The organism is Roseicyclus sp. (assembly GCF_052168335.1).
Lineage (GTDB): Bacteria > Pseudomonadota > Alphaproteobacteria > Rhodobacterales > Rhodobacteraceae > Roseibacterium.
In genome coordinates this window covers 1-12,984 of sequence record NZ_JBQLZP010000004.1, presented here as the reverse complement: position 1 = coordinate 12,984, position 12,984 = coordinate 1, and the positions used below count along the sequence as shown (strand labels likewise).

The following is a 12,984-nucleotide window of genomic DNA, read 5'->3' as shown; positions in this document are numbered from 1 at the left end:
CGGGACAGGTCCCGCCCTACCCGTTGACCGCAGGGCGGGACCTGTCCCGCCTCCCGCTCAGGCCGCTTCCGCGGCCAGACGTTCGGCCTTGGCGATCACGTCGTCGATGCCGCCGACCATGTAGAACGCGGCCTCCGGCAGATGGTCGTACTCGCCGGCCACGACCGCCTTGAACGACCGGATCGTGTCCTCGAGCGGGACCTGCACGCCCGGGCTGCCGGTGAAGACCTGCGCCACGTCGAAGGGCTGCGAGAGGAAGCGCTGGATCTTCCGGGCGCGGGCCACGGTCAGCTTGTCCTCTTCCGACAGTTCGTCCATCCCGAGGATCGCGATGATGTCCTGCAGCGACTTGTAGCGCTGGAGGATGCCCTGCACGTCGCGGGCGACCTTGTAGTGCTCCTCGCCGAGGATGGCGGGGTCCATGAGGCGCGAGGACGAGTCGAGCGGGTCCACGGCCGGGTAGATCCCGAGTTCGGAGATCGCGCGGCTGAGAACCGTCGTCGCGTCGAGGTGGGCGAAGGTCGTCGCGGGCGCCGGGTCGGTGAGGTCGTCGGCGGGCACGTAGACGGCCTGGATCGACGTGATCGAGCCCTGCTTGGTCGAGGTGATCCGCTCCTGCATCGCGCCCATGTCGGTGGCCAGCGTCGGCTGATAGCCCACGGCGGAGGGGATGCGGCCCAGAAGCGCCGACACCTCGGAGCCCGCCTGCGTGAAGCGGAAGATGTTGTCGACGAAGAACAGCACGTCGGTGCCCGACTGGTCGCGGAACTGCTCGGCCAGCGTCAGGCCGGTCAGCGCGACGCGGGCGCGGGCGCCCGGAGGCTCGTTCATCTGGCCGTAGACCAGCGCCACCTGGCTCTCGGTCAGGTTGTCCGGCTTGATGACGTTCGATTCGATCATCTCGTGGTAGAGGTCGTTGCCCTCGCGGGTCCGCTCGCCCACGCCGGCGAACACGGAGTAGCCCGAGTGCACCTTGGCGATGTTGTTGATCAGTTCCATGATGAGAACCGTCTTGCCCACGCCGGCGCCGCCGAAGAGGCCGATCTTGCCGCCCTTGGAGTAGGGCGCGAGGAGGTCCACCACCTTGATGCCGGTGACGAGGATCTCGGACTCGGTCGACTGCTCGATAAACTCGGGCGCGGGCTGGTGGATGGAGCGGAATTCCTCGGCCACGACCGGGCCGCCCTCGTCCACGGGCTCGCCCACGACGTTGAGGATGCGCCCGAGCGTCGCGTTGCCCACCGGCACCATGATCGGGCCGCCGGTGTCCTTCACCGGCTGGCCGCGGACGAGACCCTCGGTCGCGTCCATGGCGATCGTGCGCACGGTGCCCTCGCCGAGGTGCTGGGCGACCTCGAGCACGAGGCGCTTACCGCCGTTGTCGGTCTCGAGCGAGTTCAGAATCTCGGGCAGGTGGTTGTCGAACTGCACGTCGACGACGGCGCCGATGACCTGGGTAATCTTGCCGACTTCATTTGCCATGTGTCGTGTCTCCGGTGTCTTAGAGCGCTTCGGCGCCCGAGATGATTTCGATCAGCTCGTTGGTGATGACGGCCTGACGCGAGCGGTTGTACTCGATCGTCAGCCTCTCGATCATTTCGCCCGCGTTGCGGGTCGCGTTGTCCATCGCGGACATCCGCGCGCCCTGTTCGGAGGCGGCGTTCTCGAGAAGCGCCGTGAAGATCTGCGTGGCGACCCCGCGCGGCAGGAGGTCGGCGAGGACGCCTTCCTCCGACGGTTCGTAGTCGTAGAGCGTGCCGCCCTCGCCCGCGTCCCGCGGCGCCTCGAAATGCGCCGGGATCACCTGCGTCGCGGTCGGGATCTGGGCGATCACCGACTGGAAGCGGTTGAAGAAGATCGTCGCGACGTCGAACTCGCCCGCGTCGAACCGCCCGAGGATGCCCGAGGCGATCTCGGCGGCGTTGGCGTAGCCGAGGCGCTTGACGTCCGAGAGATCGACGTGGCCGACGAAGCGGTCGGCGTGGTCACGCTTGAGCTGCTCGCGGCCCTTCTTGCCCACGGTGAGGATCTTCACCGTCTTGCCCGAGGCGAGCAGGCTGTCGATCCGCTGCCGCGCGAGCCGCACGATGGAGGAGTTGAAGCCCCCGCAGAGGCCCCGCTCCGCCGTCATGACGACGAGCAGGTGCACCTTGTCCGAGCCGGTGCCCGCCAGCAGGCGCGGCGCGCTGTCAGAGCCGCCGACCGACTGGGCGAGGCCGCCCATCACGGCCTCCATCTTCTCGGCATAGGGGCGCGCCATCTCCGCCGCCTCCTGCGCGCGGCGCAGCTTGGCGGCGGCGACCATCTGCATCGCCTTGGTGATCTTGCGGGTCGACTTGACCGACGCGATCCGGTTCTTCAGGTCCTTGAGGTTCGGCATCTGCCTTTACCCTCCTCGCGATGTTCCGGATCAGGCGAAGTCGGCGGCGTATTCGCTGATAACGGCCTTCAGCTTGTCGGCGGGCTCGCCCTTGATCTTCGGGTCCTCCCGCGTGATCCAGTCGAGCACGTCCTGCTTCTTCTGGCGCATGAAGGTCACGAGGCCCCGCTCGAAGCGGCCCACGTCCGAGACCGGCAGCTTGTCGAGGTAGCCCGAGATGCCCGCGAAGATCACCACGACGATCTCGGCGTTGGTGAGCGGCGAGTACTGCGGCTGCTTCATGAGTTCCGTCAGGCGCGCGCCGCGGTTCAGCAGGCGCTGGGTCGCGGCGTCGAGGTCCGAGCCGAACTGCGCGAAGGCGGCCATCTCGCGGTACTGCGCGAGCTCCAGCTTCACCGAGCCCGCGACCGACTTCATCGCGTTGGTCTGCGCCGAGGAGCCCACGCGCGACACCGAGAGACCGGTGTTCACGGCGGGACGGATGCCCTGGTAGAACAGTTCCGTCTCGAGGAAGATCTGGCCGTCGGTGATCGAGATCACGTTCGTCGGGATGAAGGCCGACACGTCGCCGCCCTGCGTCTCGATGACCGGCAGCGCCGTCAGCGAGCCCGCGCCGTTCTCCTCGTTCAGCTTGGCCGACCGCTCGAGAAGGCGGGAGTGGAGGTAGAAAACGTCGCCCGGATAGGCTTCGCGGCCCGGCGGGCGGCGCAGCAGGAGCGACATCTGACGGTAGGCGACGGCCTGCTTGGAGAGGTCATCGTAGATGATGAGGGCGTGGCGGCCGTTGTCGCGGAAGTATTCCGCCATGGCCGTCGCGGCGTAGGGCGCGAGGAACTGCATCGGCGCGGGGTCCGAGGCGGTCGCGGCGACGACGATGGAGTATTCCATCGCGCCCGTCTCCTCGAGCTTCTTCACGAGCTGGGCGACGGTCGAGCGCTTCTGGCCCACGGCGACGTAGACGCAGTAGAGCTTCTTGCTCTCGTCGTCGCCGGCGCGGTCGTTGTAGACCTTCTGGTTCAGGATCGTGTCGAGCGCCACGGCGGTCTTGCCGGTCTGGCGGTCGCCGATGATCAGTTCGCGCTGGCCGCGGCCGATCGGGATCATGGCGTCGATGGCCTTGAGGCCGGTCGCCATCGGCTCGTGCACCGACTTGCGCGGGATGATGCCGGGCGCCTTCACGTCGGCCACGCGGCGCTCGGAGGTGGCGATCGGCCCCTTGCCGTCGAGCGGGTTGCCGAGGCCGTCGACGACGCGCCCGAGCAGCGCCTCGCCGGCGGGCACGTCCACGATCGAGTTCGTGCGCTTGACCGTGTCGCCTTCCTTGATCTCGCGGTCCGAGCCGAAGATCACGACGCCGACGTTGTCCGTCTCGAGGTTCAGCGCCATGCCGCGCACGCCGCCGGGGAATTCCACCATCTCGCCGGCCTGGCAGTTGTCGAGGCCGTAGACGCGGGCGATACCGTCGCCGACCGAGAGCACGCGGCCCACTTCGGCAACTTCGGCATCCTGACCGAACGACTTGATCTGTTCCTTCAGGATCGCAGAAATCTCGGCTGCTTGGATCGCCATTTTATCCGACCTCTTTCATGGTGTTCTGGAGAGCGTTGAGCTTCGAGCGGATCGAGGTGTCGATCATCTTCGAGCCAACCTTGACGACAAGACCGCCGATGAGGCTCGCATCGACGGTGGCATTGAGCTGGACCTCGCGGCCGACCGAGGCCGAGAGCGCCTTCTGGAGGCTTTCGGACTGCGCCTTCGTCAACGCCTTGGCCGAGACCACGTCGGCCGTGACCTCGCCCTTGTGCTCGGCGATGCGCGCGCGCAGCGACCGCAGGAGAGCCGGAAGCACGAAGAGGCGGCGCTTCTGGGCCATCAGGCGGAGCGTGTTGCCGGTGATCGCGTCGAGGCCCATCGCGTCGGCGACCGCGCCCATCGCCGCCTGCGTCTCGTCCCGGCCGTAGAGCGGCGAGGTGATGACGTCGCGGAGGTCGGCGCTATCGGCCAGCGCGGCCTCGAGGGCGCCGACATCGGCCTCGAGCGCGTCGAGCGCCCCACCCTCCTGAGCCAGTTCGAACATAGCGGTCGCGTATCGCGCGGCGATGCCGGTCGAGATCGAAGCAGGTTCGCTCACGTCCACCCTTTCACATGCTTGACCCGGGCAGGCGCCGGCCGGCACCTCCGGGTTTTTTCGCGTCTCGGCGGCAGATGGCAGCCGGTTCCCCTAAAATCGCCGTGGATGTAGCAGAGGGCTCCTGATGCTGCAACCGCCACAAGACGCGTTCGCAACAGCGGAAAAGCGAAGCGGATCAGGTCGATAGTCGAAGCCGCCCCGTCTGCGACGCTTTGAAGCTAGCGCATCGCCCTGCGCGCCGCCGCCCCGGAAGGGCCCGCCGCGACGATTCTTCCCTGGCTTGCGACGCCTCCAGGTTGCGTGCGCGGCCGCCGACCCGCGAAATTGCCGCGCCAGCGCCACATTCACACCGCACGGCAACCCGCTTTTGACCCAAATCCAATGCTTTAGAATCCGTTAAAGCAGCTTGGAGGCGGGCCGGGGCCAGCATGTTGTCAATCTTTACCCTCACCGTTCTCGGCGCCTTCGGAGCGTCCAACGCGCTGACCGACGTCAGCGCACGGAGCGACGACGACGACGACGACCGGCGCGACGACGACCAGGACGCGCAGGATGCGGCCGCGGGTCTCGGCGGCGACGAGGACCTGATCGCGCGGCTCGACATGTATGCCGCCCTCGGCATGCGCGGCCCCGACACCACGCCGACGAGCGAGGCCTTCCTGCCCGCCGAGGAGGAGGCCGACGCCCTCGGTGCGGACTTCATCGAGGACGCGGTCGTCGCGGAACTGACCAACGAGGAGTTCGAGGCGCTGGCCGGCCGGACGCTTCCGCCGGCGGACATCGACTACGACGACGGCGAGCCGACCGAGATCCTGTCGGTCGCCCTCGGCGGACCGGGCGCTTCGGGCGCCGAGGCGACCGATGCCGGGTTCCGCACCAGCCTGGGGCCGGGGGACGAGCTGACGCTGAACATCGCCCCCGATCTGCCCGGCCAGATCCTCGCCGTCCACAGCGTCTTCGACACCGCCGGCCAGACCGAGACCTCGGTGGGCCTGCGCTATGCGCTCGCCTTCTACATGCTGCCGGAGGGGCAGGACCTGCCCGCGGGCAGCGTGACGGGAACCGAGAGCGAGTTCATCGAGGCGCACGGGCTCCAGAAGCTCGGCGAGGTCGATCTCGGGCGCTTCGAGGCGAGCTTCGACCCCGCCTCGGGCGACACGATGGTGACCGAGGATTCCCGGCAGGTGGAACCGCCGCAGTTCCTCGCGAACCGCCCGGTCACGGAAATCTCCGCCCTCTTCGGCTGATCCCTCAGACCTGTCCGCGCCCCGTCGCGCCCGCGGGCTGCGGCGCCCCCTCGAGCACGCGCAGCGGCCGGCGCACGCGTTCGGCCAGGCCGGGGCCGAGCGGCGCGTAGACGCGCTTGGAGGCCTCCACGATCAGCACGCCGCCCCCCCGCTGGCCCGGCAGCCGCGAGCCGAGCTTCTCCACCATGTCGGCGGCGCGGATCCAGAACCGCTGCTCCGAGGGCGGCGCGAAGAGGGCGGCGCAATGGCGCTCGGGCACGAAGTCGTGGCGCTTGAGCTGCGCCTCGAGCTGGCTGAGCGTGTAGGGACGCCCGAAGCCGAAGGGCGTCTTGTCCCGCCGCGCCCAGAGCCCGCCCCGGTTCGGCACGATGAAGAGCGCGCGCCCCCCCGGCCCGAGCACGCGCGAGCATTCCTCGAGGACCGAGGCCGGATGCTCCGACGTCTCCAGCCCGTGCAGGCACACGACCTTGTCGGCGTGCCCCGTCTCGATCGGCCAGAGGCCCTCGCGACAGAGGACCGAGACGTTGTCGAGCCCCGCGGGCCAGGGCATCACCCCCTGCTCCGCCGGCATCAGCCCGATGACCCGCCGCGCCTCGCCGAGATAGGGGCGCAGGAGCGGCACCGCGAAGCCGAAGCCTATGACCGTCTGCCCCTTGGCCTCGGGCCAGAAGGTCAGCATCTGGTCGCGGATCGCCTTCTGCGCGGTCCGGCCGAGCCGCGTGCGGTAGTAGAACTGCCGCAGGTCGATCACATCCAGGTGCATTGCCTTTCCCCTGCCTCCTGCGCGAGGCTGTCTCCCGAAAGCACCCGAACCTTACCCGAGCGGAGGCGAATTGCCATGCCCAGTTCGACCGGCCCCGAAGTGGTCACGATCCCCTGCCTAAAGGACAACTACGCGTATCTGCTGCACGATCCGGCCACCGGCGACACCGCCGTCGTGGACGTGCCGGAGGCCGCGCCCATCGCGGCAGCGCTGAAGGCGCGCGGCTGGACGCTGACCGACATCCTGATCACGCACCACCACCACGACCACATCGGCGGCGTGGAGGACCTGCGCCGCGCGACCGGCGCCGAGGTCTGGGGCGCCGCGGCCGACGCGGGCCGCCTGCCGCCCCTCGACCACGCCGTTGCGGAAGGAGACGTGGTGCGCGTCGGCGACCTGGAGGGCGCGGTCATCGACGTCTCCGGGCACACCGTCGGACACGTCGCCTTCCACTTCCCCGAGGCCCGCGCCGTCTTCACCGCCGACAGCCTCATGGCGCTCGGCTGCGGGCGGCTCTTCGAGGGGACGGCGCCGCAGATGTGGGAGAGCCTCTCCAAGCTCGCCGCCCTGCCCCGCGACACGCTGGTGTGCTCGGGCCACGAATACACCCGGTCGAACGCCCGCTTCGCGCTGACGATCGAGCCGGACAACGCCGACCTTCGGGCGCGCGCCGAGGCCGTGGACGCGGCACGGGCCGAGGGGCGGCCGACGGTGCCCTCGCGCCTCGGCGAGGAGCTCGACACCAACCCGTTCCTGCGCGCGGGCTTGTCCGGGGTGAAGTCGCACCTAGGTATGTCATCGGCGGCCGACGCCGAGGTCTTCGCCGAGATCCGGCGCCGCAAGGACAGTTTCTGACGCCGCCGTTTCCCGGGACCTCGACCCGCCGCGAAGGGTCGCGGAACCCGCATCCGGGGTCGCTCGACCCCCCGGGGCCGCCCGCCCTGACGGGCTGTCCGAAACGCGACCGACGCCACGTCCGCCCATGCGCCGCCTGTTTTTTTGCATACCCCAGCGGAACCAAGAGCTTGTGCAAGGCCTGTCCCTCAACACCGATATTTGCGCAGAAATTGCTTGAAAGACGCTGCAGAAAACCAAAGCTTAAGCACATGAGGCCATGATCGGGGAATGGCGGAGGCCCCCTCGACGACACCGAAAGGAGCACGCGCGTGCCATCTTTTTCGACAACCCTTGAGCAGGCCATCCACGCGGCGCTCGCGAACGCGAACGCGCGGCGCCACGAGCTCGCGACGCTCGAGCACCTGCTGCTCGCGCTGATCGACGAACCCGACGCGCAGAAGGTGATGAAGGCGTGCAGCGTCGATCTCGAGGCGCTGCGCACGACGCTGGTGAACTTCATCGAGGACGACCTGTCCACGCTGGTCACGGATGTCGACGGGTCGGAGGCCGTGCCGACCGCCGCCTTCCAGCGCGTGATCCAGCGCGCCGCGATCCACGTGCAGTCCTCCGGCCGGACCGAGGTGACGGGCGCCAACGTGCTGGTCGCCATCTTCGCCGAGCGCGAGAGCAACGCCGCCTACTTCCTGCAGGAGCAGGACATGACCCGTTACGACGCGGTCAACTTCATCGCCCACGGCGTCGCCAAGGACCCCTCCTACGGCGAGAGCCGGCCCGTGACCGGCGCCTCCGACGGCGACGAGGAGGCGAAGACCACCCAGGCCGAGACGACCGAGGCCGACAACAAGGAATCGGCCCTCGCCAAGTATTGCGTCGATCTCAACGCCAAGGCGGTGAAGGGCGACGTCGACCCCCTCATCGGGCGCGAGCACGAGGTCGAGCGCTGCATCCAGGTGCTCTGCCGGCGGCGCAAGAACAACCCGCTTCTCGTGGGCGACCCCGGCGTGGGCAAGACCGCCATCGCCGAGGGCCTCGCCAAGAAGATCGTCGAGGGCGCGACCCCCGAGGTGTTGCGCGGCGCCACGATCTACTCGCTCGACATGGGCGCGCTGCTGGCCGGCACCCGCTACCGCGGCGACTTCGAGGAGCGGCTGAAGGCCGTCGTCAAGGAGCTCGAGGATCACCCCGACGCGATCCTCTTCATCGACGAGATCCACACCGTGATCGGTGCGGGGGCGACCTCCGGCGGGGCGATGGACGCCTCCAACCTCCTGAAGCCCGCGCTCCAGGGCGGCAAGCTGCGCTGCATGGGCTCCACCACCTACAAGGAGTTCCGCCAGCACTTCGAGAAGGACCGCGCGCTGAGCCGCCGGTTCCAGAAGATCGACGTGAACGAGCCCTCGGTCGAGGACGCGGTGAAGATCCTCAAGGGCCTCAAGCCCTATTTCGAGGATCACCACTCGGTCCGCTACACGGCCGATGCGATCAAGATGGCGGTGGAGCTGTCGGCCCGCTACATCAATGACCGCAAGCTGCCGGACAAGGCCATCGACGTCATCGACGAGGCGGGCGCGGCGCAGCATCTTGTGGCGGAGTCGAAGCGGCGCAAGACCATCGGCGCCCGCGAGATCGAGGAGGTCGTGGCCAAGATCGCCCGCATCCCGCCCAAGAACGTCTCCAAGGACGACGCGGAGGTGCTCAAGGACCTCGAAGGCACGCTCAAGCGCGTGGTCTTCGGACAGGACGCGGCGATCGAGGCGCTGTCGGCCTCGATCAAGCTCGCCCGGGCGGGCCTGCGCGAGCCCGAGAAGCCCATCGGCAACTACCTCTTCGCCGGTCCCACGGGCGTCGGCAAGACCGAGGTGGCCAAGCAGCTCGCCTCGAGCCTGGGCGTGGAACTGCTGCGCTTCGACATGTCGGAATACATGGAGAAGCACGCGGTCTCGCGGCTCATCGGCGCGCCTCCGGGCTACGTGGGCTTCGACCAGGGCGGCCTCCTGACCGACGGCGTGGACCAGCATCCGCACTGCGTGCTCCTGCTCGACGAGATCGAGAAGGCGCACCCGGACGTGTTCAACATCCTCCTGCAGGTGATGGACCACGGCACGCTGACCGACCACAACGGCCGCAAGGTGGACTTCCGCAACGTGATCCTGATCATGACCTCGAACGCGGGCGCCGCCGACATGCAGAAGGCCGCCATCGGCTTCGGCCGCGACCGCCGCGAGGGCGAGGACACGGCCGCCATCGAGCGGACCTTCACGCCGGAGTTCCGCAACCGCCTCGACGCCGTGATCTCCTTCGCGCCGCTCGGGCGGGACACGATCCTCTCGGTGGTCGAGAAGTTCGTCCTCCAGCTCGAGGCGCAGCTGATGGACCGCAACGTCACCATCGAGCTGACGAAACCCGCCGCCGAGTGGCTGGCCGAAGCGGGCTACGACGACAAGATGGGCGCGCGTCCCCTCGGCCGCGTCATCCAGGAGCACATCAAGAAGCCGCTCGCGGAGGAGCTTCTCTTCGGCAAGCTCGCCAAGGGCGGCAACGTGAAGGTCGGCATGAAGGACGGCAAGATCGACCTCCGCTTCGAGGAGCCGGGCAATCCGCGCCTCAGCTCCAAGAAGCCGCCGCTGCTGACGGCGGACTGATCGGGTCGGCATCTGCTAGGACGGGGGCGGGCCGATTGGCCCGCCCTTTTCGTCTCGTCCGAAAGCCCATGCACGCCCAGACCGTCCCCGTCACCGAGGCGCAGATCCGTGACGCGCTTGCAACCGGTGCGCCGGCATTTGCAGGACTGCCGGTCACGCCGCTCGTCCACGGCGGCACGGAAACGCGCGTGTTCCGGCTCGGCGAGCACCATCTGTTGCGCATGCCGCTCGAGTTACAAATGGCCCGCATCTTCGCGAACGAGGCACGTTGTCTGCAACACATGCGCTTGTTCGGCCACCATCTGCCCCTTGCGTTCCCCCGGGTCGAGGCCATCGGGCGCATCGCCACGAACCCGCCTCTGCCATGGACGATCCAACCATGGATCGAAGGCGAGGACGCGACGGTGGCGATGCCGTCGGACCAGGGCGACCTGGCCGACCGGCTCGCGGCGTTCCTGCGTGCGCTGCATGGCATGAGACCGCCGGACATCGTCGCCCTGGGACCTCGCGGCGGCCCGCTTGCACCCGATGACTCGGCCTTTCGTCGGTCGCTCAACGACGCCGCAGCGGCGGGCCTGACCGGTCTCGGCCCGGCCATCGCCGCTTGGGAGGCGGGGTTGAGCGCGCGCCCGTGGGACGGGCGGCCGGTCTGGCTTCATGGAGATCTGGTCCCCGGCAATCTGATCATTGCCCACGGCAAGCTGGTTGCCGTGATCGACTGGTCCTTCGTCACCCTGGGCGACCCGGCCTACGACCTGATCCCGGCCTGGTTCCTTCTAGATCCGCCCGCACGGTCCCGGTTTCTGGATCAACTCGACCCCGACGCCGCCACGGTGGCGCGCGGACGTGCGCGGGTGGCGTGGCAATGCGTCATGGCGCTGCCCTACTACCTCGACAGGAATCCCGCGATGGTCGGCCTCGCCAGGCGCGGATTGGCCGCGCTCGAGACGGACGACGGGTAGCGGCTCAACGGCGCCGCTCGCCTGCGATTATTCGTACGAATAATCGCACCCCTCACCTTTCCGTCAGCTTCAGCTCGATCCGGCGGTTCGCGGCGCGCCCCTCGGGCGTCTCGTTGGACGCGATGGGGCGATACTCGCCGAAGCCCGTCGCCGCCAGCCGCGAGGGCGGAATGCCCAGTTCCTCGGACATGTAGAGCACCACCGACAGCGCGCGCGCCTGGCTCAGTTCCCAGTTGTTCGCGAAGGCGCCGCCCGCACCGATCTGCTGGTTGTCGGTGTGGCCGTCGACGCGGATGATCCACTCGATGCCCTCGGGGATCTCGTCGGCGATCTCGGTCAGGAGCTGCGCAACGCCCTGGATCTGCGCCAGACCCTCCGGCGCGAGGTCGGCCGAGCCCACGTCGAAGAGGACCTCGGAGGAAAAGACGAAGCGGTCGCCCTCGATCCGCACGCCCTCGCGGCCCTCCAGCAGCTCGCGGAGCCGTCCGAAGAACTCGGAGCGGTAGCGCTCGAGCTCCTGCGCCTCGGCGGCGAGGCGGGCGGCCTCGGCGGCCTCGAGTTCGGCGCGCGCCGTCTCGCTCTCGGCCAGCCGGCTCTGCTCGGCGGCGAGGCGGGCGAGCGCGGTGTTGAGCTGCGAGCCCAGCGCCTCGATCTGCACCTCGGCCATGCGGTCCTCCTCCGCCGCCGCGTCGAGGAGCGCCTGCAGCGACGACAGCTGCGTGCGGAGCGCGGCCACCTGCTCGTTGAGGAGGGCGACCTGCCGCTCGCTCTGGGCCGAGGAGGCCTCGGCGTCCTCCAGTTCGGCATTGGCCTGCGCGAGAAGGCGCGCGCGCTCCTCGGCGGCGGACAGCGCCTCGGCGCCCTCCGCCTCGGCGGCGAGGCGGGCGCGGAGGGCTTCGGCGAGTTCGGCCTCGAGCGCGGACATGTCGGTCTCGCGCGCGGCGAGCTCCACGCCCGCGGCCTCGGCGCGGGCCTCGGCATCGCGGATGCGCGCCTCGAGCTCGGCCAGCCGCGCCGCGGCGCTCGCCTCCGCGCTCTCGATACGGCTGAGGGCGAGCGCGAGCTGCTCCTCCAGTTCGGACATCTCGAGGTCGCGGTTCTCGAGCCGGGCGGCCATGCGCTCGGCCTCGATCTGGGCGGCGGCGAGCTGTTCCTCGACGCTGCCCCGCGCCTCGACCTGGGCGAGCGCCGCGGCGAGGCGGGTGGCGAGGTCCTCCCGCGCGGCATCGGCGGCGGCCAGCAGGGTCAGCGTCTCCTCCGCGCGGCGGCGCTGCTCCTCGAGCGCGAGGGTCATCGAGGTCAGCTCCGCATCGGCATTCTCGAGCCGCTCGCGCAGCGCCTCGGCGGCGGCGGCCTCGACGAGGCGCGCGGCCTCGGCCTCGCTCAGCGCCGCCTCGGCCTCCGCCAGTTCAGTCTCGCGGGCCGCGGCCTCGGTCTCGAGCGACGCGATCAGCGCCTCGAGCGCCTCGCGCCGCGCGGCGTCGAGGCGGGCGGCCTCGGCGGCGGCGTCGATCTCCTCCCGCGCGGTGGCGAGCGCGAGGTCGAGCGCTTCGGCCGCGCTGATCGCCTCGGCGGCCTCGGCCTCGGCCGCGTCGCGGGCGGCGCCGAGCTCGGCATTCTGCGCGATGAGGGAGGCCACCTGCTCCTCGAAGGAGGCGATGCGCGCCGCCTGCCGCTCGCCTTCAGCGGTGAGCGAGGCGATGAGCGCCTGCTGCTCGGACACCTGCCGCTCCGCCGCCTCGAGCGATCCCGACAGCGTCGCCACGCGCGTCTCCAGCCGGTCGGCGCGCGACGTCTCGAGGCCGAGCGCCTGCGACAGCTCGTTCAGCCGCGCGTTCAGCGTGTTGAGCTCGTCGTCCTGGTTCGTGATCTCCTCGCGCAGGACGTATTGCACGACCATGAAGATCGTCAGGACGAAGATCATCACCATCAGGAGGGCGGTGATCGCGTCGACGAAGCCGGGCCAGATGGCGCCGGAGAATCGGGCCCCCGCTCTGCGCT

10 protein-coding genes are annotated in these 12,984 nt (G+C 69.4%); 4 read left to right on the top strand and 6 right to left on the bottom strand.

Going from position 1 to position 12,984, the window contains the following annotated elements; genetic code table 11:
• Window positions 1-57: 57 nt before the first annotated feature.
• The 4 genes from atpD to ACTS11_RS00150 are packed head-to-tail and all read right to left on the bottom strand — an operon-like array spanning window position 58 to window position 4,511.
• Window positions 58-1,482, bottom strand: a complete 1,425-nt coding sequence (gene atpD / locus ACTS11_RS00165) for a F0F1 ATP synthase subunit beta (protein WP_442638332.1) — start codon at window positions 1,480-1,482, stop codon at window positions 58-60.
• A gap of 19 nt (window positions 1,483-1,501) precedes the next feature.
• A complete protein-coding gene (locus ACTS11_RS00160) occupies window positions 1,502-2,380 on the bottom strand; it encodes a F0F1 ATP synthase subunit gamma (protein ID WP_442638331.1) in 879 nt (292 codons plus the stop codon).
• Window positions 2,381-2,410: 30 nt separating this feature from the next.
• Entirely contained in the window at window positions 2,411-3,949 is a 1,539-nt protein-coding gene (gene atpA / locus ACTS11_RS00155) for a F0F1 ATP synthase subunit alpha (RefSeq protein WP_442638330.1), read from the bottom strand.
• A gap of 1 nt (window position 3,950) precedes the next feature.
• Window positions 3,951-4,511 (bottom strand): F0F1 ATP synthase subunit delta, encoded by a 561-nt coding sequence (locus ACTS11_RS00150; protein ID WP_442638329.1) that lies wholly within the window; start codon window positions 4,509-4,511, stop codon window positions 3,951-3,953.
• A 428-nt stretch (window positions 4,512-4,939) separates the two neighbouring features.
• Between ACTS11_RS00150 and ACTS11_RS00145 the strand changes: the two genes are divergently transcribed.
• On the top strand, window positions 4,940-5,758 hold the full coding sequence (locus ACTS11_RS00145) for a hypothetical protein (protein ID WP_442638328.1): 819 nt from the start codon (window positions 4,940-4,942) through the stop codon (window positions 5,756-5,758).
• A 4-nt stretch (window positions 5,759-5,762) separates the two neighbouring features.
• Here the strand turns inward: ACTS11_RS00145 and ACTS11_RS00140 are convergent, their stop codons facing one another.
• Window positions 5,763-6,521 (bottom strand): class I SAM-dependent methyltransferase, encoded by a 759-nt coding sequence (locus ACTS11_RS00140; RefSeq protein WP_442638327.1) that lies wholly within the window; start codon window positions 6,519-6,521, stop codon window positions 5,763-5,765.
• 75 nt (window positions 6,522-6,596) lie between these two features.
• Between ACTS11_RS00140 and gloB the strand changes: the two genes are divergently transcribed.
• The 3 genes from gloB to ACTS11_RS00125 all read left to right on the top strand — a co-directional run bounded on the left by gloB (window position 6,597) and on the right by ACTS11_RS00125 (window position 10,983).
• Window positions 6,597-7,376, top strand: coding sequence for a hydroxyacylglutathione hydrolase (gene gloB, locus ACTS11_RS00135; RefSeq protein WP_442638326.1), 780 nt, complete (start codon window positions 6,597-6,599; stop codon window positions 7,374-7,376).
• Between the two features lie 311 nt (window positions 7,377-7,687).
• Window positions 7,688-10,021: an ATP-dependent Clp protease ATP-binding subunit ClpA gene (gene clpA, locus ACTS11_RS00130; RefSeq protein WP_442638325.1), complete on the top strand. Its 2,334-nt coding sequence runs from the start codon at window positions 7,688-7,690 to the stop codon at window positions 10,019-10,021.
• Window positions 10,022-10,089: 68 nt separating this feature from the next.
• On the top strand, window positions 10,090-10,983 hold the full coding sequence (locus ACTS11_RS00125) for a phosphotransferase (protein WP_442638324.1): 894 nt from the start codon (window positions 10,090-10,092) through the stop codon (window positions 10,981-10,983).
• Window positions 10,984-11,035: 52 nt separating this feature from the next.
• On the opposite strand, the gene ACTS11_RS00120 is transcribed toward ACTS11_RS00125, so the two are convergent.
• Window positions 11,036-12,984: peptidoglycan -binding protein (locus ACTS11_RS00120; protein WP_442638323.1), on the bottom strand; the 1,949-nt coding region annotated here is incomplete at its 5' end.

Coding starts and splice junctions, on each gene's coding strand:
- atpD (WP_442638332.1), bottom strand. CDS start 1,482: ATGGCAAATGAAGTCGGCAAGATTACCCAGGTCATCGGCGCCGTCGTC.
- ACTS11_RS00160 (WP_442638331.1), bottom strand. CDS start 2,380: ATGCCGAACCTCAAGGACCTGAAGAACCGGATCGCGTCGGTCAAGTCG.
- atpA (WP_442638330.1), bottom strand. CDS start 3,949: ATGGCGATCCAAGCAGCCGAGATTTCTGCGATCCTGAAGGAACAGATC.
- ACTS11_RS00145 (WP_442638328.1), top strand. CDS start 4,940: ATGTTGTCAATCTTTACCCTCACCGTTCTCGGCGCCTTCGGAGCGTCC.
- ACTS11_RS00140 (WP_442638327.1), bottom strand. CDS start 6,521: ATGCACCTGGATGTGATCGACCTGCGGCAGTTCTACTACCGCACGCGG.
- gloB (WP_442638326.1), top strand. CDS start 6,597: ATGCCCAGTTCGACCGGCCCCGAAGTGGTCACGATCCCCTGCCTAAAG.
- ACTS11_RS00125 (WP_442638324.1), top strand. CDS start 10,090: ATGCACGCCCAGACCGTCCCCGTCACCGAGGCGCAGATCCGTGACGCG.